This window comes from Leucobacter chromiireducens subsp. solipictus (genome assembly GCF_016758195.1).
GTDB lineage: Bacteria > Actinomycetota > Actinomycetes > Actinomycetales > Microbacteriaceae > Leucobacter > Leucobacter solipictus.
This window is the reverse complement of sequence record NZ_QYAC01000003.1, coordinates 331,816-348,439: the sequence shown is the minus strand read 5'-3', so window position 1 is coordinate 348,439 and position 16,624 is coordinate 331,816. Positions and strand designations below refer to the sequence as shown.

Below are 16,624 nucleotides of genomic sequence, written 5' to 3'. Positions count from 1 at the left end.
TCGTCGACACGGCGGGGTGCCGGGCATCGCGAGATTGATCCCCGACGATGCCGAAGAAGCCGACGCACTAGTATAGCGGGTTCGGAGCCGATCAGGCCACTCGCATCGTATATGATCAGTGCATGACCGGTCGCCCCCAGCTCACCGCGGGCCTCCTAGCGGTGCTCTCGTTCCTCGCCGCCACGGGCCCGTTCGCGACCGACATGTATCTCTCGTCGTTCACCCTGATCGCGTCCGATCTCGGGGCCCCGGCATCGTCCGTCCAGCTGACGCTCACCGCGTTTCTGCTCGGCATGGGCAGCGGCCAGTTGGTGCTCGGCCCGCTCTCTGACCAGTGGGGCAGGCGTCGCGTGCTGCTCGGCGCGCTCACCGTGTTCGCGCTCGCGAGCGTTGCGATGGTGTTCTCCCCCACCGTCGAGGTGCTCATCGCCCTGCGCCTGCTGCAGGGCTTCAGCGGCGCGGCCGGTGTGGTGATCTCGCGCGCCATCGCGGTGGATCTCACGGAGGGTGCCGCGGCGATCCGGGCGATCAGCCTCATCGCCATGTTCGTCGGCCTCGGCCCGCTCATCGCGCCGCCCATCGGGGGCGCGATCGCCGCCGTCGCGGACTGGCGGACCGTGCTGGCGACGCTCGCTGGCCTCGCGCTCGCGATGCTCCTCCTCGCCGCGCTATTCGTGCCCGAGTCGCTGCCCCGGGAAGCCCGCAATGTCGCGGGGCTGCGCTCGGCGCTGGGGCACTTCGGGGCCCTGCTGCGCGATCCCGGGTTCCTGCGCCTGCTGGTCATCTTCTCGCTCGGGTTCGGCGGCATGATGGCCTACATTTCCGCGTCCCCGTTTGTCGGGCAGGTGATCCTCGGGATGTCGCCGTTTGTGTACTCGCTCGCGTTCGCGGCCGGTGCCCTCGCGATGATCACCGCGAACTTCGTGAACGCCCGGCTCGCCGGCCGGGTCCCCGCGACTCGGATGCTGCTGCTCGGCACCCTTCTCGCTGTGCTTGCGGGGGCGGGGCTCACGGTGCTCGCGTCGACGCAGACCCTGCACCCCGCGACCTTCATCGTGTGCGCGTTCCTGCTCACGGGAGGGACGGGCCTCATCATGTCGAACGCGAGCGCCCTCGCCCTCGCGCGGGCGCGGGAGGCGAAGGGTTCGGGATCGGCCCTCCTCGGCGCAGGCCAGTTCGCCGTCGGCGGGCTCGCCTCCCCGATCGTGGGAGCCTGGGGCGAGCACACCGCGCTCCCCATGGCGCTGTTCACGCTCACGGTCGCCCTGCTCGCCTGCGCGGGAGCCGCCCTCGTGCACCGCAGCACCCCCCGCTAGCCTGCCCCCGCCCCTGCCCGCGCCCGCACTCCCACCCACCGACCCCGTCGATGATTGCTTTTTGGTTGCTTCACGCCCTCCGAAACAACCAAAAAGCAATCATCGACGATGCGGGATCCGGGGGGCCAGGGGCCAGGGCCCGGGCTAGGGCTCGCGGAGGTCGCGGGCCCGCTCGCGCCGGATCGCCTGCTCGGCCGGATCCGGCACCGGGAGCGAGGCGAGCAGGCGCTGCGTGTACCGTTCGCGCGGGTTGAGCAGCACCTCCTCCGCCGGGCCGCTCTCGACGAGCTCGCCGTGGTACAGCACCCCCACGCGATCCGCGAGCGCGTCGACGACCGCGAGGTCGTGGGTGATGAACAGGGTCGCAAAGCCGAGTTCCGCCTGCAGCTCAGTGAAGAGCTCCAACACCCGCGCCTGCACTGACACGTCCAGCGCAGAGGTGGGCTCGTCCGCGATCAGGAGTTTCGGGTCGAGGGCGAGGCCCCGCGCGAGGGAGGCGCGCTGCCGCTGGCCGCCGGAGAGCTCGTGCGGGAAGCGGTCGCCGTATGCGCGCGGCAGCTGCACCGCTTCCAGTAACTCGTCGACGCGCGCACGCGCGGCCGCCGGGGTGCGCGCGAGCCGGTGCACCACGAGCGGTTCGGCCACGTTCTCCGCGATGGTGAGCACCGGGTTGAAGCTCGTCGCGGGATCCTGGAACACGAAGCCGAGATCCTTCCGCGCCGCCCGGAACTGGCGCTCCTTGAACCAGACCATCTCGTGGCCGAGCACGCGCAGCGAGCCCCCCGTCGCGGGGGTCAGTCCCGCGATCGCGCGGCCGATCGTCGACTTTCCGGAGCCGGACTCCCCGACGAGGCCGTAGACCTCCCCGGCCGCGATCTCGAAGTCGACGCCGCGCACCGCGCGGAACCCGGGCTTGCCGAGCCGCCCCGGATATTGGATCTCCAGCCCGCGGGCCTCGACCAGCACCTCACGGGCCGCCGGTGCCGCCGCGTCGCTCGCGGCACGATCCGCGATGCGCAGTCGGCCATCGCCCAGCTTCAGCACGGAGCCCAGGAGTCGCTTGGTGTACTCCTCGCGCGGCGCGGCGAACAGCTCTGCCACCGGGGCGCGCTCGATCACCTCGCCCTGATACATCACGGCCACGTCGTCGGCGAGGTCCGCGACCACGCCCATGTTGTGGGTGATGAGCAGGATCGCGGTCCCGAAGTCCGCCTGCAGGGTACGCAGCAGGTCGAGGATCTCGGCCTGCACGGTCACGTCGAGCGCGGTGGTGGGCTCGTCCGCCACGATCAGCCCGGGCCGGAGCGCGAGCGCCATCGCGATCATGACGCGCTGCTTCTGGCCGCCGGACAGCTGATGCGGGTAGGCGTCGACGCGCTCGTGCGGATCGGGGATCCCGACGCGCTCCAGCATGTCGATCGCCTGCGCCCGCGCGTCTCGTTTGGACAGCTTGCCGTGGGCGCGGAGCCCCTCAGCGATCTGCCACCCGATCGTGAACACGGGGTTGAGCGCGGTCGAGGGCTCCTGGAACACCATCGCGACGTCCCGGCCGCGCACCTGGCGCAGCTGCTCGCCGCTGAGGTGCAGCACGTCGCTCGTGGAGGTCCCGTCGCGGGAGGCGAGGATCACGGACCCCGCCGCGGTGGCGGTCTCCGGGAGGAGGCCGAGCACCGTGCGGGCTGAGACGGTCTTGCCCGAGCCGGACTCCCCCACCACGGCGAGGACGCGGCCCGGGGCAACGTCCAGGGAGACCCCGTCCACCGCGCGCACCGCGCCGTGGTCCGTGGCGAAGGTGACCTCGAGATCCCGGATGTCGAGGACGGATCCCGTGCGCGCCCCCGGCGTCACGGCTGCCGATGTCTGGCTCATTCGTTCATTCCTTCCCCGCGTTCCGGCGCGGCGGGCGAGGTCACCGAGGTGGCGGCAACCGCCCCGCTGCCGGCCTTCACGCGGCGGCGGCTGCGCAGTCGCGGATCGGCGAGATCGTTCAGGCTCTCGCCCGTCAGCGTCAGGCCCATCACCACGAGCACGATCGCGAGGCCGGGCCACAGGCTTGTCCACCAGATCCCGTTCGTGACGTCCGCGATGGCCTTGTTCAGGTCGTACCCCCACTCGGCCGCGGAGTTCGGCTCGATACCGAATCCGAGGAAGCCGAGGCCGGCGAGCGTGAGGATCGCCTCGGACGCGTTCAGCGTGAACACGAGCGGCAGCGAACGCGTCGAGTTCCGCAGCACGTGCCGGAACATGATCCGGCCCCGGCTCGCCCCGACCACGCGCGCGGACTCGACGAAGACCTCGGACTTGACCCGCACCACCTCGGAGCGCACCACGCGGAAGTACTGCGGGATGAACACGACGGTGATGGAGAGCGCCGCCGACCAGATCCCGCCCCACAGGCTGGATTGGCCACCCGAGATCACGATCGACATCACAATCGCGAGCAGCAGCGAGGGGAACGCGTAGATCGCGTCGGTGATCATGACGAGCACTCGGTCGAGCGCCCCGCCCAGGTAGCCGGAGACAAGGCCCAGCAGCGTCCCGGCGAAGATCGAGGCGAGTACCGCGATCACGATGACCAGTAGCGCGGTGCGGGATCCCCAGATCACGCGCGAGAGCACGTCGTACCCGGCGATCGTGGTGCCGAACGGGTGCGCGGGGCTCGGCGGCGTGCGGGATCCGAAGTCCCCGTCCGGCCCCGAGAGCGCGTTGAAATCGTAGGGCGCGATCAGCGGCGCGAAGATCGCGAGCACCGCGAACACGCCGACGAGCACGAGGCCCGCGACCAGCATGCCGCGCTGCAGCCCCACGCTCTGTCGGAGCTGCTTGATGAGCGGCCAACTGTGCCAGCCCCGGTCGGTGCGCGGGGCGGTGAGGATGGCCTCGGTGTGCGTTTCGGCGGCCATGTCAGTACCTCACTCGGGGGTCGATCAGGGCGGCGACGACGTCGACGACGAAGTTGCTGACCGCGACGATGACGGCGAGCAGCGCCACGATGCCCTGCACGGCGACGAAATCGCGCGCACTCAGGTAGTGGGCGAGCTGGAACCCGAGCCCCTTCCACTCGAAGGTGGTCTCGGTCAGCACGGCGCCGCCGAGCAGCATCGCGATCTGCAGGCCGATGACGGTGATAATCGGGATCAGCGCGGGGCGGTAGGCGTGCTTGGTGACGAGGCGGAACTCGCGCACGCCACGGGAGCGCGCGGAGTCCACGTACTCGCGGCCGAGCGTCCCGATCATGTTGGTGCGCACGAGGCGCAGGAAGATGCCCGCGGTCATCATGCCGAGCGTGAGCGCCGGGAGCACCGCGTGAGCGAGCACGTCGCCCACGTTCGCGAGATTGCCCGTGCGGAAGGCGTCGATGAGGTAGAACCCGGAGGGGCCGTCGAGCATCTGCAATTGCAGTTCGGTGCCGATGGAGGCCCGCCCGGACAGCGGCAACCAGCCCAGCCAGACGCCGAAGATCAGCTTCATCAGCAGACCGGAGAAGAACACGGGCGTCGCGTAGGTGAAGATCGCGAACACGCGCAGCGCGGCGTCGGGCCCGCGGTCGCGGTAGTACGCGGCGAGCATGCCGAGCGGGATCCCCACGACGAACGCGACGATCAGGGTGAAGAACGCGAGCTCCAGCGTCGCCGCACCGAAGGTAGTGAGGACCTCAGTGACGGGGCGATGATCGCTGATGGTGGTGCCGAAATTGCCCGTGAACACCTGTCCGAGGTACTCGAGGTACTGGGTGATGATCGGGCGATCGTAGCCGGCGTCGTGGATCCGCTTCGCGAGCTCATCCGGCGGCAGCTTGCCGCCGACGGCCGCGGTGATCGGATCGCCGATGCTCCGCATGAGCAGGAACACCATCGTGACGAGGATGAAGACGGTGGGGACGATGAGGACGGCGCGCCAGAGGATATAGCGCAGCAGCCCGCCACCGGAGCGAACCGTCGGTGCCTTCGTGGGCACCGGGGCCGCGGACGAGTCAAGAATAGTCATAGTGCCAGGCCCCGCTGGCGGGCGGGAGCGTCGCCGCCCCGCCCGCCCGCGGATACGCGGGTTACTGCTTGGTGATCGTTCCGAGGCGGAACTTGAAGGAACCGTCGAGCACGACCCCGTCGATCGCGTCGGTCGTGATCGCGACCTGCGTGCCCTGGAGCAGCGGGATCATCGGGACGTCCTTCGCGACCTCGGCCTGCGCGTCCTCGATCAGCTGGGTGCGCTCCGCCGGATCAACGGTGACGCGCTCCTTCGCGATGAGGCCGTTGGTGGTCTCCGAGTTGTAGTGGTTGTTGAAGAAGCCACCGTTCACGAAGAACGGGGTGAGGAAGTTGTCCGCGTCCGAGAAGTCCGGGAACCAGCCCAGCTGGTACATCGGGTAGGCGTCCGCCGGGAAGTCCTTGGAGTACTGGCCCCACTCGGTCGACTGCAGATCCACCGTGAACAGGCCGTCGGCCTCAAGCTGCTGCTTGATCAGGGCGTACTCCTCGGCCGAGGCGTCGCCGTAGTGGTCCGGGTTGTACTGCAGCTGCAGGGTGACGGGCGTGGTGATGCCTGCCGCCTCGAGGCGTGCCTTCGCGGCCGCGGTATCGGCGCCGCCCTCCGCGTCGCCGTAGAGACCCTTGAACGCTTCCGTGGCACCCGTGAAGCCCTGGGCGACCGGACTGTACAGCGGCGTGAAGGTGTCCTTGTAGACCTGCGTGGCGATCTTCTGCCGGTCGATCAGGTCCGCGGCGGCCTGGCGCACGGCCAGCGCCTTCGCGGGATCCGCCTCGGCGGTCTTCGCCCCGAACGGCTGCGTGTCGAAGTTGAAGACGATGTAGCGGATCGCGCCGCCGGGGCCGTCGACAAGCTTCAGGCCGTCGGTCTTGCCCAGCTTCTCCGTGTCGGTCGCGGACAGGCTGCGGAACGCGACGTCGATGGCCTTCGTCTCGATCGCCTGGCTGAGGTTGGTCTCGTCCGCGAAGTACTTCACGTTGACGTCGGCGGTCTTCGCCGCGCCCCACAGGCCGTCATACCCGTCGTACGCCTGGTAGGAGGCGAGGTCGTTCTTCTTGAAGTTCTCGAGCGTGTACTGGCCGGCGAAGGCCTTGCCCGCGACGATCTCGTCGTCGGTGGCGAGCTTGTCGGCCGGGAACACGTCCTCGTCCACGATCGGGGCGACCGGCGTGGAGAGCACTTGCGGGAACGTCTGGTCGTTCGCTTCCTTCAGGGTGAAGACCACCGTGGTGTCGTCCACGGCCTCGACGCTCGCGAGGTTCTCGAGCAGGCTCGAGGGCCCGCTCGGGTCTGCGATCGCGACCTGGCGGTCGAAGCTGTGCTTGACGTCGGAGCTCGTGAGGTCGTTGCCGTTCGCGAACTTCAGGCCGCTCTTGAGCTTCACGGTGTACTCGGTGGGAGAGGTGAACTCGGCCGACTCCGCGATATCGGGGGCGACCTCGCTCGAGCCGATCTCGTGGTTGAGCAGGAACGGGTAGATGCTCGTCATCACGGCGAACGAGCCGTTGTCGTAGGAGCCCGCGGGGTCGAGGGCCGTCACCACGTCGGTCGTGCCGATCGTGATCGATCCGGCGTCGCCGCCGCCCGAGCCGCCGGATCCGCCGGAGCCCCCGCTCGCGCATCCGGTGAACAGTACCGCGGCACCGAGCAGTGCGGCCGCAGACATCATTGTCTTCTTCAAGAGCTTCCTCCAGTGAGTGTTCACGCCTCAACGCTGAGTATTACCAGCAACGCCGCTGCGTGTGTGTAACAACATCCCTGAGCCTACCCATACTCAGAGCACAGATTGACCACTCGGGATCAATTTGTAACAAGCTGCTCACCTGGGCGCCGCAAAACCGGAAAATGACACCCAAAGCCCACAAATGCGGGGACAACATGTGCGAAATTCTGTCGCCTCGGCACGTTCTGAGCACGCGACGCTCCTAGTTGCGTGGTGCGCCCGTTCGCAGACGCACACGCGAACGCACACGCGGCCGCGCACACGTTGCGCGGCCGACGTCACCCACCACACGACGCAGCCCCCGGTCCAGTCGGACCGGGGGCTGCGTCGTGCACGGCGCTGAGGCTAGTTCACCCCGAGCTCGATGTGCGCACCCGGGATCGCCGCGAGGAGGTTCTTCGTGTACTCCTCCTGCGGGTTCTCGAACACCTCGGACGTGGTCGCCTGCTCCACGATCTTGCCCTGCTGCATCACGCAGACCCGGTCCGCGATCAGCCGCACCACCGCGAGGTCGTGGGTGATGAACAGGTACGTGAGCCCCAGCTCTCGCTGCAGCTCCGCGAGCAGATCGAGGATCTGCGCCTGCACGAGCACGTCGAGCGCGGACACCGCCTCGTCGAGGACCAGAATGTCGGGCTTCAGCGCGAGCCCGCGGGCCACGGCAACGCGCTGCCGCTGGCCGCCCGAGAGCTCGTTCGGGTAGCGCGTCGCCAGCTCGCGCGGCAGCGCCACCTGATCCAGCAGCTCATACATCCGGGCCTTGCGGCTCGCCACGTCGCCCACGTTGTGGATCTTCAGCGGCTCCATGATCGTGTTGCCGATGTTGTGCAGCGGATCCAGCGACCCGTAGGGATCCTGGAACACGGGCTGCAGCGTGCGGCGCAGCGCGAACAGCTCCGAGCGCTTCATCCCGGCGGTCTCGCGACCCCCGATCCGGATCGAGCCCGAGCTCGACGGCTCGAGCTGCAGCACCATCTTCGCGATCGTGGACTTGCCGGATCCGGACTCGCCGACCAGCGCCATCGTTTCGCCACGGTTCACCGTAAAGGTCGCCCCGGACACCGCGTGGAAGTCCTCGGACCCGAAGTTGCCCTTCCGGATCTTGTAGATCTTCCCGAGGTCCTTCACCTCGATCATCGGCTCGCCCTGCTGGACCGTCCGATTCGCGCTGTCCGCGAGCGCCGCGACGTCGAACGTCTCGGTGGGAGCGGTCGGCATGGTGGAATCGGCACCGATCCGGCGCGAGGCGAGGCTCGGCGCGGCAGACACCAGGCGCTTCGTGTACGGGTGCTGCGGGTTCTGCAAGATCTCGCGGCTCGGGCCCGACTCCACGATGTTGCCCTGGTACATCACGATCAGCTTCTCGGCGCGTTCCGCGGCGAGACCCAGATCGTGGGTGATGAAGACCACGGCTGTGCCGAGCTGCGAGGTGAGCGTCTCCAGGTGGTCGAGCACCACGCGCTGTACCGTCACGTCGAGCGCCGAGGTGGGCTCGTCCGCGATCAGCAGTTCGGGCTCGGCCGACAGACCGATGCCGATCAGGGCACGCTGCTTCATGCCGCCGGAGAACTGGTGCGGGTACTGCTTCATCCGCTGCTCAGCGTTCTGCAGGCCGGCCTGCTCGAGCACCTGGACGGCGCGCTCGCGCACCTCCTTGCGCCCCTTCGCGAGCCCGTTGGCACGGATCGCTTCCTCGACCTGGAAGCCGACCGACCAGACCGGGTTCAGGTTCGACATGGGATCCTGCGGGACGAGGCCGATCTCCCGGCCACGGATCGTCTCCATGTCCTTCCGGCCGATGCCGACGAGCTCGCGCCCGCGCCACAGGATCGAGCCGCCGGTCGTGCGGCCCGTTCCGGGAAGCAGGTTCATCACCGCGTGCATCGTCGTGGACTTGCCGGAGCCGGACTCGCCCACGATCGCGACGGTCTCGCCGGGATACACGTCGAAGGAGACGCCGTGCACCACTTCCTTGAGCTGCTTATCAACCTTGAACGCGACCTGCAGGTCACGAACGCTGAGCACGGGTTCCGCCGCGGCTGCGGCGTGTTCGGGGTGGGTGGCGTTCATCGACGAGCCCTCGCCTTCGGGTCAAGTGCGTCGCGGACGACCTCACCCAGCAGGATGAAGCCGAGCACCGTGATGGTGAGCGCGAGCGAGGGGTAAATGAGCGGCATGGGGTCCGTCCGCAGCGAGAGCTGAGCCGCACTGATGTCGTTGCCCCAGCTGATGAACTCGCCGCTCGGCAGGCCCACGCCCAGGAAGGACAGCACCGACTCGGCGACGATCGCGGAGGACAACGAGATCGTCGTCACCACGATCGCGGGTGCGATCGCGTTCGGGATCACGTGCTTGATCATCGTGCCGATGCGCGACAGCCCGAGCGACTCGGCGGCCATCACGAAGTCGGCATTTTTCACCCTGAGAATCTCACTGCGCACAATTCGCGCCGTGATCGGCCAGGAGAAGCCGCCGATCGCGAAGGCGATCACCAGCGGGTTCCGGTGCTCCGAGAGCACGCTCATCACGACGACGGCCGCGAGGATGTAGGGAATCGAGAAGAAGATGTCACCGACGCGCGAAAGCACCGCGTCGAGCGCGCCGCCGAAGAAGCCGGCGAGTGCACCCATGACGGTGCCCACGACGAAGGTCAGCGCGATCACGATCAGCCCCACCGACACCGAGGTCGAGGTGCCGTAGATGATGCGCGAGTACACGTCACAGCCCTGCTTGTTGAAGCCGAGCGGGTGGCCCGCCATGGGGTTCCCGTTCGAGAACTGCAGCGAGCAGGCGCGCGGATCGGCCTGCGTGAAGAGCCACGGCATGAGGGACACCGCCGCGACCACGAGCAGGATCGCCGCGGAGATCCAGAACATGGGACGTCGGCGCATGTCGCGCCAGGCGTCGCGCCACAGGGACGACTTCTTCTCGGAGATGCGGACCGCGTCAACCGCGGCGACCGGGGTCTCGGTGACCGGAGCGACGAAGTGCTCCGGGATCGGGCGCGCGCCGGCCGTGCCGGGGCGTTCAGCGTTCGTGGGCTCAGGCATAACGGATCCTCGGATCGAGAACTGCGTACAGAAGGTCGACGACGAGGTTCACGCCGAGGTAGATCAGCACCATCACGGTGACGAAGGACACGACGGTCGCGTTCTCACCCTTCAGGATGGCCTTGAAGAGGACGTTGCCGACGCCGGGGACGTTGAAGATGCCCTCCGTGACCGTCGCGCCGACCATCAAGATGCCGAAGTCCGTCGCGGTGTTCGTGATCGTGGGGATCAGCGAGTTGCGGAGCACGTGCACGGGGATCACGCGGCCGCGGCTGAGGCCCTTCGCGTACGCGGTGCGCACGAAGTCCTGGTTGAGCGTGTCGATCACCGAGGAGCGCGTCAGTCGCATGCTCGTCGCGTAGAGGCTCACGCCGAGCACGATCGCGGGCAGCAGGAGATCCTTCAGCGGTGCGCCCGCGCCCACGGTCGGGCTAAACCAGCCGAGTTTCAGCCCCAGGCCGTACTGCGCGATGAACGCGATGACGAAGATCGGGATACTCATGAAGATGAGGCCGATGATGAGGTTGACGTTGTCGAACAGCTTGCCCTTGCGGAGGCCCGAGAACAGGCCGATCACGACGGCGAGCACCAGCGACAGGACAATCGCCATGATGGCGAGCTTGATCGTCACGGGGAACGCCCGGGCCAGGATCTGGGACACCGGTTCACCCGAGAAGCTCATCCCGAAGTCGCCGATCAGGATGCCCTTGAGGTAGAGCAGATACTGAATGAAGAAGGGCTGATCGAGGTTGTACTGTTCGCGCAGGCGCTCGAGCACGGCGGGGCTCGGGACCTTTTCGCCGAACATCGCGGCGACCGGGTCGCCCGGCATCGCGAACACCATGAAGTAGATCAGGAAGGTGGTGCCCAGCAGAACCGGGATCACTTGGAGGACGCGGAAGAGGATGTATCTCAGCACTTGCTGGTCCCCTCCCGCACTATGGAGCTATGCATGTGAGTATTCTCTCGCAGTTGTGTTGCGCAGCAAACCTGAGAACTTCGGTGTTCCCGGCCCGCAAGATTGAGTGCTTGCCCCGACACGGGTGAGTGCAGTGACAAGGAGGAGGCCCCGGAGCGTACTCCGGGGCCTCCCGACGAAGGGCTACTTCTTGGTGATCTCGTTGAAGATCGGGACCGAGTTCCAGCCGAACGCGACGTTGTCGACGTTCTCGCTGAAGCCGCCCGTGGTGCCCTGGTACCAGAGCGGGATCGACGGCATGTCGTCGAGCAGGATCTCCTGAGCCTCGTGCAGCTTCGCGATCGACTTGTCGTGATCGGCTTCCTGCACGGCCTCATCGCGGAGGGTGTCGAACTTCTTGTTGGCGTAGAAGCCGTGGTTCGAGCTTGCACCCGTGTAGTACAGCGGCTGCAGGTAGTTGTAGGCACCCGGGTAGTCGGCCTGCCAGCCCGAACGGAACGGGCCACCGACTACGTCGGACTCGCGATCATCCAGGAAGGCCTGGAAGGTCGGGTACAGCTTCGGTGCCGCGGTCACGCCGAGGTTGTTTGCCCACTGGTTCGCCACTGCCTCGATCCACACCTGGTGCGGGCCGTCGGAGTTGGTCGCAACCTCGATGGTGCCCTCGTAGGGGCTGATCTTGTCGGCCTCAGCCCACAGCTCCTTGGCCTTGTCCAGGTTGAAGTCCAGGTTCTCGGAACCCTTCAGGTCTTCCTTGTAGCCGTCAACGATCGGCGAGGTGAAGTCCTTGGCGGGGATGTTGGTGCCCTCGAAGATGACGTCGATGATCTCTTCGCGATCGACGGCCATCGACAGCGCCTGGCGGCGCAGCTTGCCCTCTTCGCCCGAGAAGTGCTCGAGGTTCTCCGAGATGGTCAGCGTCGTCATGAGCGCGCCGGCCTGGTTGATGGCGCGATCGCCGAGCTCGTCCTGGAACACCGCGAAGGAGGTGTCGGGGATCTGGTCGAGCACGTCGAGGTTGTTCGCCAGCAGGTCCGTGTACGCGGCGTCGAGCGAGGCGTAGACCTTGAAGTCGATGCCACCGTTGGCGACCTCGCGGGGGCCCACGTAGTCCTCGTTCTTCACGAGCTTGATCTCGACGTCGTGCTTCCACGCGTCGTCGCTCGCGAACTTGTACAGGCCGTTGCCGATCGGCGACTGGCCGAAGGCTTCCATGTCCTCGAACGCAACGTCGGGGAGCGGGTAGTACGCCGAGTAGCCCAGGCGGTCCGGGAAGTCCGGGGTGGCCTCGATGGTGAAGGTGTGATCGTCGACGATCTTCAGCCCCTCCATCGCTTCGACCGGCTCGGTCTCGCTGAAGCCCTTGATCGCGCTGAAGAAGTACTGGTTGCCCAGTGCGTTGTCGATGTTCGCCGCGTAGTTCCACGCGTCGACAAAGTTCTTCGCGAGCACCGGCGTGCCGTCCGAGAACACCGCGTCGTCGCGGAGCTTCACGGTCCAGGTCGTGCCGTTGTCCGACTCGATCGACTCGGCAACGCCCATCTGCGTGGCGCCGTCGACGTCGTAGTAGACGAGGCCCTCCCACAGCGCGTCGACAACCTTGCCGCCGCCGACCTCGGTGGTGTCGGCGGGGATCAGGCCCTTCTGGGGCTCGGTCGCGTTAACGGTGATGATGCTGTCGCTCTCGCCACCGCCGCCTGCGGCTTCGCCGCCGCCCGACGTGCAGCCCGACAGGGCAAGCGCGCTTGCGGCAGCCAGGGCGATAAAGCCCAGAGCCTTCCGTGATCGCTTCACTAGTGTCCTCCTTGAGCATGTCCGTGAGGTGGCCGGGACACGACAAGGCGGCCCCATCCCCCCACGGGACTGGATGATTACGTGCTAAGCCTACCGATCCGGCAAGACCACATCTGACAATCGCGGGGCTGTAACTGCTTCGTGACCCAGAACTGTAGATCTCGGCAATAGCCGCGCGGGTCGGCGGGCCGTGATTTGTCGAGATCACCCATGCCGCACCAGCTTTCCTGCCCCGCACCAGCGGTACGCTGGTGCGATGAATCAGTCTGCGTCCCGGACCCGTCTGCGCTGGGAGATCGGCATCGTGCTCGCCCTTTCGTACGGTGCCTCGGGCGTGTACGCCATCGTCTCGATCGTGGAGAGCCTGACGCGCGATGCCGCGCTGTCGGAGCAGGTCACCACGATCAACCGGGCGCTCTCCGAGCGGCCGGCGTTCGACCTGGTGTACCAGTTGCTGTCCTTCAGCTTTGGGCTCGCGCCCGTCGCCCTCGTAGCGTTCCTGCTGTGGCGGTCCGCTCCCCCGCACCTCGGCCGGCTCGGGTTCGGGGCCCCGGTGCACACCGGGGCATCGCGCCGATGGTGGCTCGGCGAAACCGGATGGGGCTTCGGCCTCGCCGCGCTGATCGGGATCCCCGGGATCGCGTTCTACCTCGTCTCAAAGGCGATCGGGATCAACCTCACCGTGATCCCGACCGCCCTGGACACGTACTGGTGGACGGTGCCGGTGCTCGTCTTGCAGGCGCTGCGCGCCGCGCTCGGCGAGGAACTCATTGTGGTCGCGTATCTCTTCGATCGGCTGCGCCGCTTGGGCGTGGGCCCGCTCGCCGTTATCGTGACGAGCGCGCTGCTGCGCGGCAGCTACCACCTGTACCAGGGCTTTGGCGGATTCATCGGCAACGTGGTGATGGGGCTGGTGTTTGGCTGGGCCTACCATCGCTTCGGCCGGGTGCTCCCGCTCATCGTGGCGCACTGGGTCCTCGATATTGTGAGTTTCGCGGGCTTCCCGATCGCGCTCGCGCTCTGGCCCGCGCTCTTCGGTGCCCCCGCAAGCTAGCCGCGCGCCCGGCACCCACCGCGCGCCCCCTCCGGCTGCGCACCCGGCATCCGCCGCTCACCCTCCCCGAGCCGTTTTATCCTGCCCGAGTCAAATTCCGGCAAAAACGCGTCCCTCTAGATAAATTGCCTCGGTTTCGGCGGGCACGGCACGGCCCGGGGCGGGCGGAGCCGGCGAGCCGCGGCCGGCGGGGCCGGCGGGGCCGGCGGGCCGGGGCACCGGGCGCGGCGCGGCCCAGCGCGAGCCGCCGCCGGCGAGCGGCGGGCGGTTAGCCCGCCTTCATGGTGCCGACCCAGGCGTTCAGCAGGCCCCACACCTCGTCGTAGAGTTCCGGTGCCGCGGAGCAGGCGCTTGCCGGCTTCGCAACCTCAAAGGTGCCGTCCGGCTGGCGGTTCGCGCCCCACTGGGTGCGCATCGCCGCGCAGGCCTCGGGGAAGGAGTTGAACAGGTCGCCCGAGAGCCGCAGTTCCGCGTTGTCCTGACCGGAGAGCGCATAGGTAGCACCACCGAGGCGCACCGGCCACTGCGACGTGACGTTCCACTGCGTGATCGGGAATGCGTAGGTGTCCCCCACATCGACCACGGGCGGCTCGTCAGGATCGGGCTCCTCCGTCTCCGGCTTCTCGGAGGGACTCGGCGTCGTCGTGGGTGCCGTCGTCGTCGTGGGTGCCTGCGTCGTCGGCGCGGTCGTCGGCGCGGGATCGTCGCCGCCACGCGCAAGGTTGAGCACGACAATCGAGGCGAGAATCGCGACCACCGCGACGATTCCCACAATGATCCATGGCTTGGCCGAGGTGGTCCGGTCGCGGCCCGTTGCCGAGTCGTCACGGGGCAGAGTCGAGGTGCTGCGGCTCACGCTACGCTCGGCCGGGAGCTGCGCCGTGCGCACCCGCTCGGCCTGCTCGTGCGCGAGTCGCTCGCGGGCGGGAACGGGTTCGGGCGTTTCGTCGAACGAGCCGAACAGCTCCTCCAGGGGATCCTTATTCACACCCCCACCCTAACGACTCCCGCGCCAGATCCCACTCCCGCGGGCACCACACACGATTTCCCCAGGTTTATCGGAGCGCCGCCGCAACGGCGGAAATGTGCGGCACATCGGTGCCGCAGCACCCGCCGAAGACGGTCGCGTTCGGGGCGTGCTCGCGGAGGGCAAGCTCCCCCGCGGCAAAGGCCGCGGGGGCGTCGCCCGGGCCCTCGTCGCCGTGTTCGGCGGCGTTCAGGCGGAAGCCGATGATCCTGCCGAGCTCCGTCGCCTCGGCGTCGGGGATCAGGCCGCGCGTCACCTCGCTCGGGTGCGCGCAGTTGATCAGGAAGCCGACCGCGGCGCCGTTCGTCGCGGCGTCAGTCTCGGCGATCGCGGCGGCGACGGTGGAGCCGTCTCCGAGCAGGCCGTCGGCCCCGACCGCGAAGGAGACCGCGACGGGGATGCGTGCGCCCTGAGCCGCGCGCACGATCCCGATCGCTTCCGCCGCGTCCAGCATGGTGACCGCCGTCACGCGATCCGCGCCCGCCTCCGCAAGTGCCGCAATCTGCGGGGCGTGGTAGCGCTCGGCCTCCCCCTCGGTCATGCGTTCACCGGCCACATACTCGTCGAATCGCGGGCCCACGCAGCCGTTGATGAGCGTGTCACGCCCGGCGAGTTCCTCACCGCCGGCCTCCTCAAGAATCTCGCGGAGAAACGCGACCGCGTCGGCGTTTGCACGGTCGAGGGCGGCGGCGTCGGCGCCCACCCGCGCACCCCAGTCGGGGTTCGCCCGCCAGGTCGGTGTGTCGAGCGCGAGCGGGAGACCCTGTTCGGCCGCGAGCGCGATGAATGGCGCGTAATAGGCGCGCAGGGTGTCCCGACCCGCAGCCGTCGCCAGGAGCACGAACGCCGCAAACTCCGGCAGCTCCTGACCCAAACGGTCGGTCAGTGCGGTTTCGATGCCGCCGTCGGCGATGGTCACGGCCGGGGCCGGGGTGTCCGCAAGTGGGGTGGTCATGTGTCGCTCCCTCGCTTCGATGATGGGGCCTGCAGTGCGTCCTGAATGTGTGTGCGCCGGGCGGCGAAGCCGGATACCCGGGCGAAATGCCGGTCCATGATCCCCGCGTCGCGCAGCGCGATCGTGCCCGGGTCGTTCCGTTCCAGCCCGGCCCGCCACCGCGCAGCGATAAGCTCCATCCGGGCTTCGACGGCGTCAAGCAGGGACTCCGGCGCGACGTCCCCGTAGGCGCGCGCGGCGAGCGCGGTCCGGTGCGCCGCGTCCGCGGGGGGAATCTCCCGGAGCAGCGGCACGCCGCTCCAGCAGAGGAATGCGAGGTCCTCGATCGGCCGGCCCGGGCCCGCCCGATCCCAGTCGATCATGCCGACGAATGCGCCCCGGCGCACCACCCAGTTGTAGAGCCCGGGATCGTTGTGGCAAATGATCTCGTCGGGACCCAGGGCTTGCACGCCCTGCCGCCACTCGCGCGGCCCGGCGGGGAAGCCCCGCACCGCGTCGTGGAATCGGCGCAGCCAGGCCGCCGCGGACGCCAGCGCCGTATCGGCGACCTGCTCGGTTTCCGGATCGAGCGTGTCCCCGGGAAGGTACTCCAGCACCTCTCGCCCCTCGGCGTCGAGCCCGTGCACCGCCGGGATGCCGTCCAGGCCCGCGGCCGCGAGAACGCCCAGCAGCTCGTGCACGGCGGGAGTCCAGGGCCCGGTGGGCCGATGCACCCGGGTCACGCCGTCCGCGTCCACGACGCGCCACACGCCGCCCGATCCGCCTGGCAGGTGTTCGCTTTCCACGACTCGACCGTATC

13 protein-coding genes are annotated in these 16,624 nt (G+C 68.3%); 2 read left to right on the top strand and 11 right to left on the bottom strand.

From position 1 onward, the window contains the following. Positions 1-122 precede the first annotated feature (122 nt). Positions 123-1,316 (top strand): multidrug effflux MFS transporter, encoded by a 1,194-nt coding sequence (locus D3230_RS07445; RefSeq protein WP_202344395.1) that lies wholly within the window; start codon positions 123-125, stop codon positions 1,314-1,316. A gap of 144 nt (positions 1,317-1,460) precedes the next feature. On the opposite strand, the gene D3230_RS07440 is transcribed toward D3230_RS07445, so the two are convergent. The 8 genes from D3230_RS07440 to D3230_RS07405 form a co-directional block, all read right to left on the bottom strand. Further along, positions 1,461-3,185, bottom strand: a complete 1,725-nt coding sequence (locus D3230_RS07440) for a dipeptide ABC transporter ATP-binding protein (RefSeq protein ID WP_202344394.1) — start codon at positions 3,183-3,185, stop codon at positions 1,461-1,463. Then, entirely contained in the window at positions 3,182-4,219 is a 1,038-nt protein-coding gene (locus D3230_RS07435; protein WP_237467126.1) for an ABC transporter permease, read from the bottom strand. The genes D3230_RS07440 and D3230_RS07435 overlap by 4 nt, the downstream gene beginning before the upstream one ends. Position 4,220: 1 nt before the next feature. Continuing rightward, positions 4,221-5,303, bottom strand: coding sequence for an ABC transporter permease (locus D3230_RS07430; RefSeq protein WP_202344393.1), 1,083 nt, complete (start codon positions 5,301-5,303; stop codon positions 4,221-4,223). 61 nt (positions 5,304-5,364) lie between these two features. Further along, positions 5,365-6,969 (bottom strand): ABC transporter substrate-binding protein, encoded by a 1,605-nt coding sequence (locus D3230_RS07425; protein ID WP_202344392.1) that lies wholly within the window; start codon positions 6,967-6,969, stop codon positions 5,365-5,367. A gap of 402 nt (positions 6,970-7,371) precedes the next feature. Beyond that, positions 7,372-9,096 (bottom strand): dipeptide ABC transporter ATP-binding protein, encoded by a 1,725-nt coding sequence (locus D3230_RS07420; RefSeq protein WP_202344391.1) that lies wholly within the window; start codon positions 9,094-9,096, stop codon positions 7,372-7,374. Further along, positions 9,093-10,076: an ABC transporter permease gene (locus D3230_RS07415; RefSeq protein WP_202344390.1), complete on the bottom strand. Its 984-nt coding sequence runs from the start codon at positions 10,074-10,076 to the stop codon at positions 9,093-9,095. The genes D3230_RS07420 and D3230_RS07415 overlap by 4 nt, the downstream gene beginning before the upstream one ends. Beyond that, positions 10,069-10,995, bottom strand: coding sequence for an ABC transporter permease subunit (locus tag D3230_RS07410; protein WP_202344389.1), 927 nt, complete (start codon positions 10,993-10,995; stop codon positions 10,069-10,071). Before D3230_RS07410 ends, D3230_RS07415 begins: the two co-directional genes overlap by 8 nt. A 183-nt stretch (positions 10,996-11,178) precedes the next feature. Then, positions 11,179-12,789 carry an ABC transporter substrate-binding protein gene (locus D3230_RS07405; RefSeq protein ID WP_202344388.1) on the bottom strand — a complete coding sequence of 537 codons (1,611 nt, stop codon included), beginning with the start codon at positions 12,787-12,789 and terminating at the stop codon, positions 11,179-11,181. Positions 12,790-13,045: 256 nt separating this feature from the next. Here D3230_RS07405 and D3230_RS07400 point away from each other — a divergent pair, with 256 nt between their 5' ends. Further along, positions 13,046-13,843, top strand: a complete 798-nt coding sequence (locus tag D3230_RS07400; RefSeq protein WP_202344387.1) for a CPBP family intramembrane glutamic endopeptidase — start codon at positions 13,046-13,048, stop codon at positions 13,841-13,843. A gap of 268 nt (positions 13,844-14,111) precedes the next feature. Here D3230_RS07400 and D3230_RS07395 read toward each other — a convergent pair whose 3' ends face one another. The 3 genes from D3230_RS07395 to D3230_RS07385 form a co-directional block, all read right to left on the bottom strand. After that, the gene (locus D3230_RS07395) at positions 14,112-14,831 is read right to left on the bottom strand and encodes a hypothetical protein (protein ID WP_337249129.1); all 720 of its coding nucleotides are present in this window, start codon (positions 14,829-14,831) and stop codon (positions 14,112-14,114) included. 67 nt (positions 14,832-14,898) lie between these two features. Beyond that, entirely contained in the window at positions 14,899-15,825 is a 927-nt protein-coding gene (locus tag D3230_RS07390) for a homocysteine S-methyltransferase family protein (protein WP_202344386.1), read from the bottom strand. Beyond that, positions 15,822-16,610, bottom strand: a complete 789-nt coding sequence (locus tag D3230_RS07385) for a phosphotransferase (protein WP_202344385.1) — start codon at positions 16,608-16,610, stop codon at positions 15,822-15,824. The genes D3230_RS07390 and D3230_RS07385 overlap by 4 nt, the downstream gene beginning before the upstream one ends. Between the last annotated feature and the right edge of the window lie 14 nt (positions 16,611-16,624).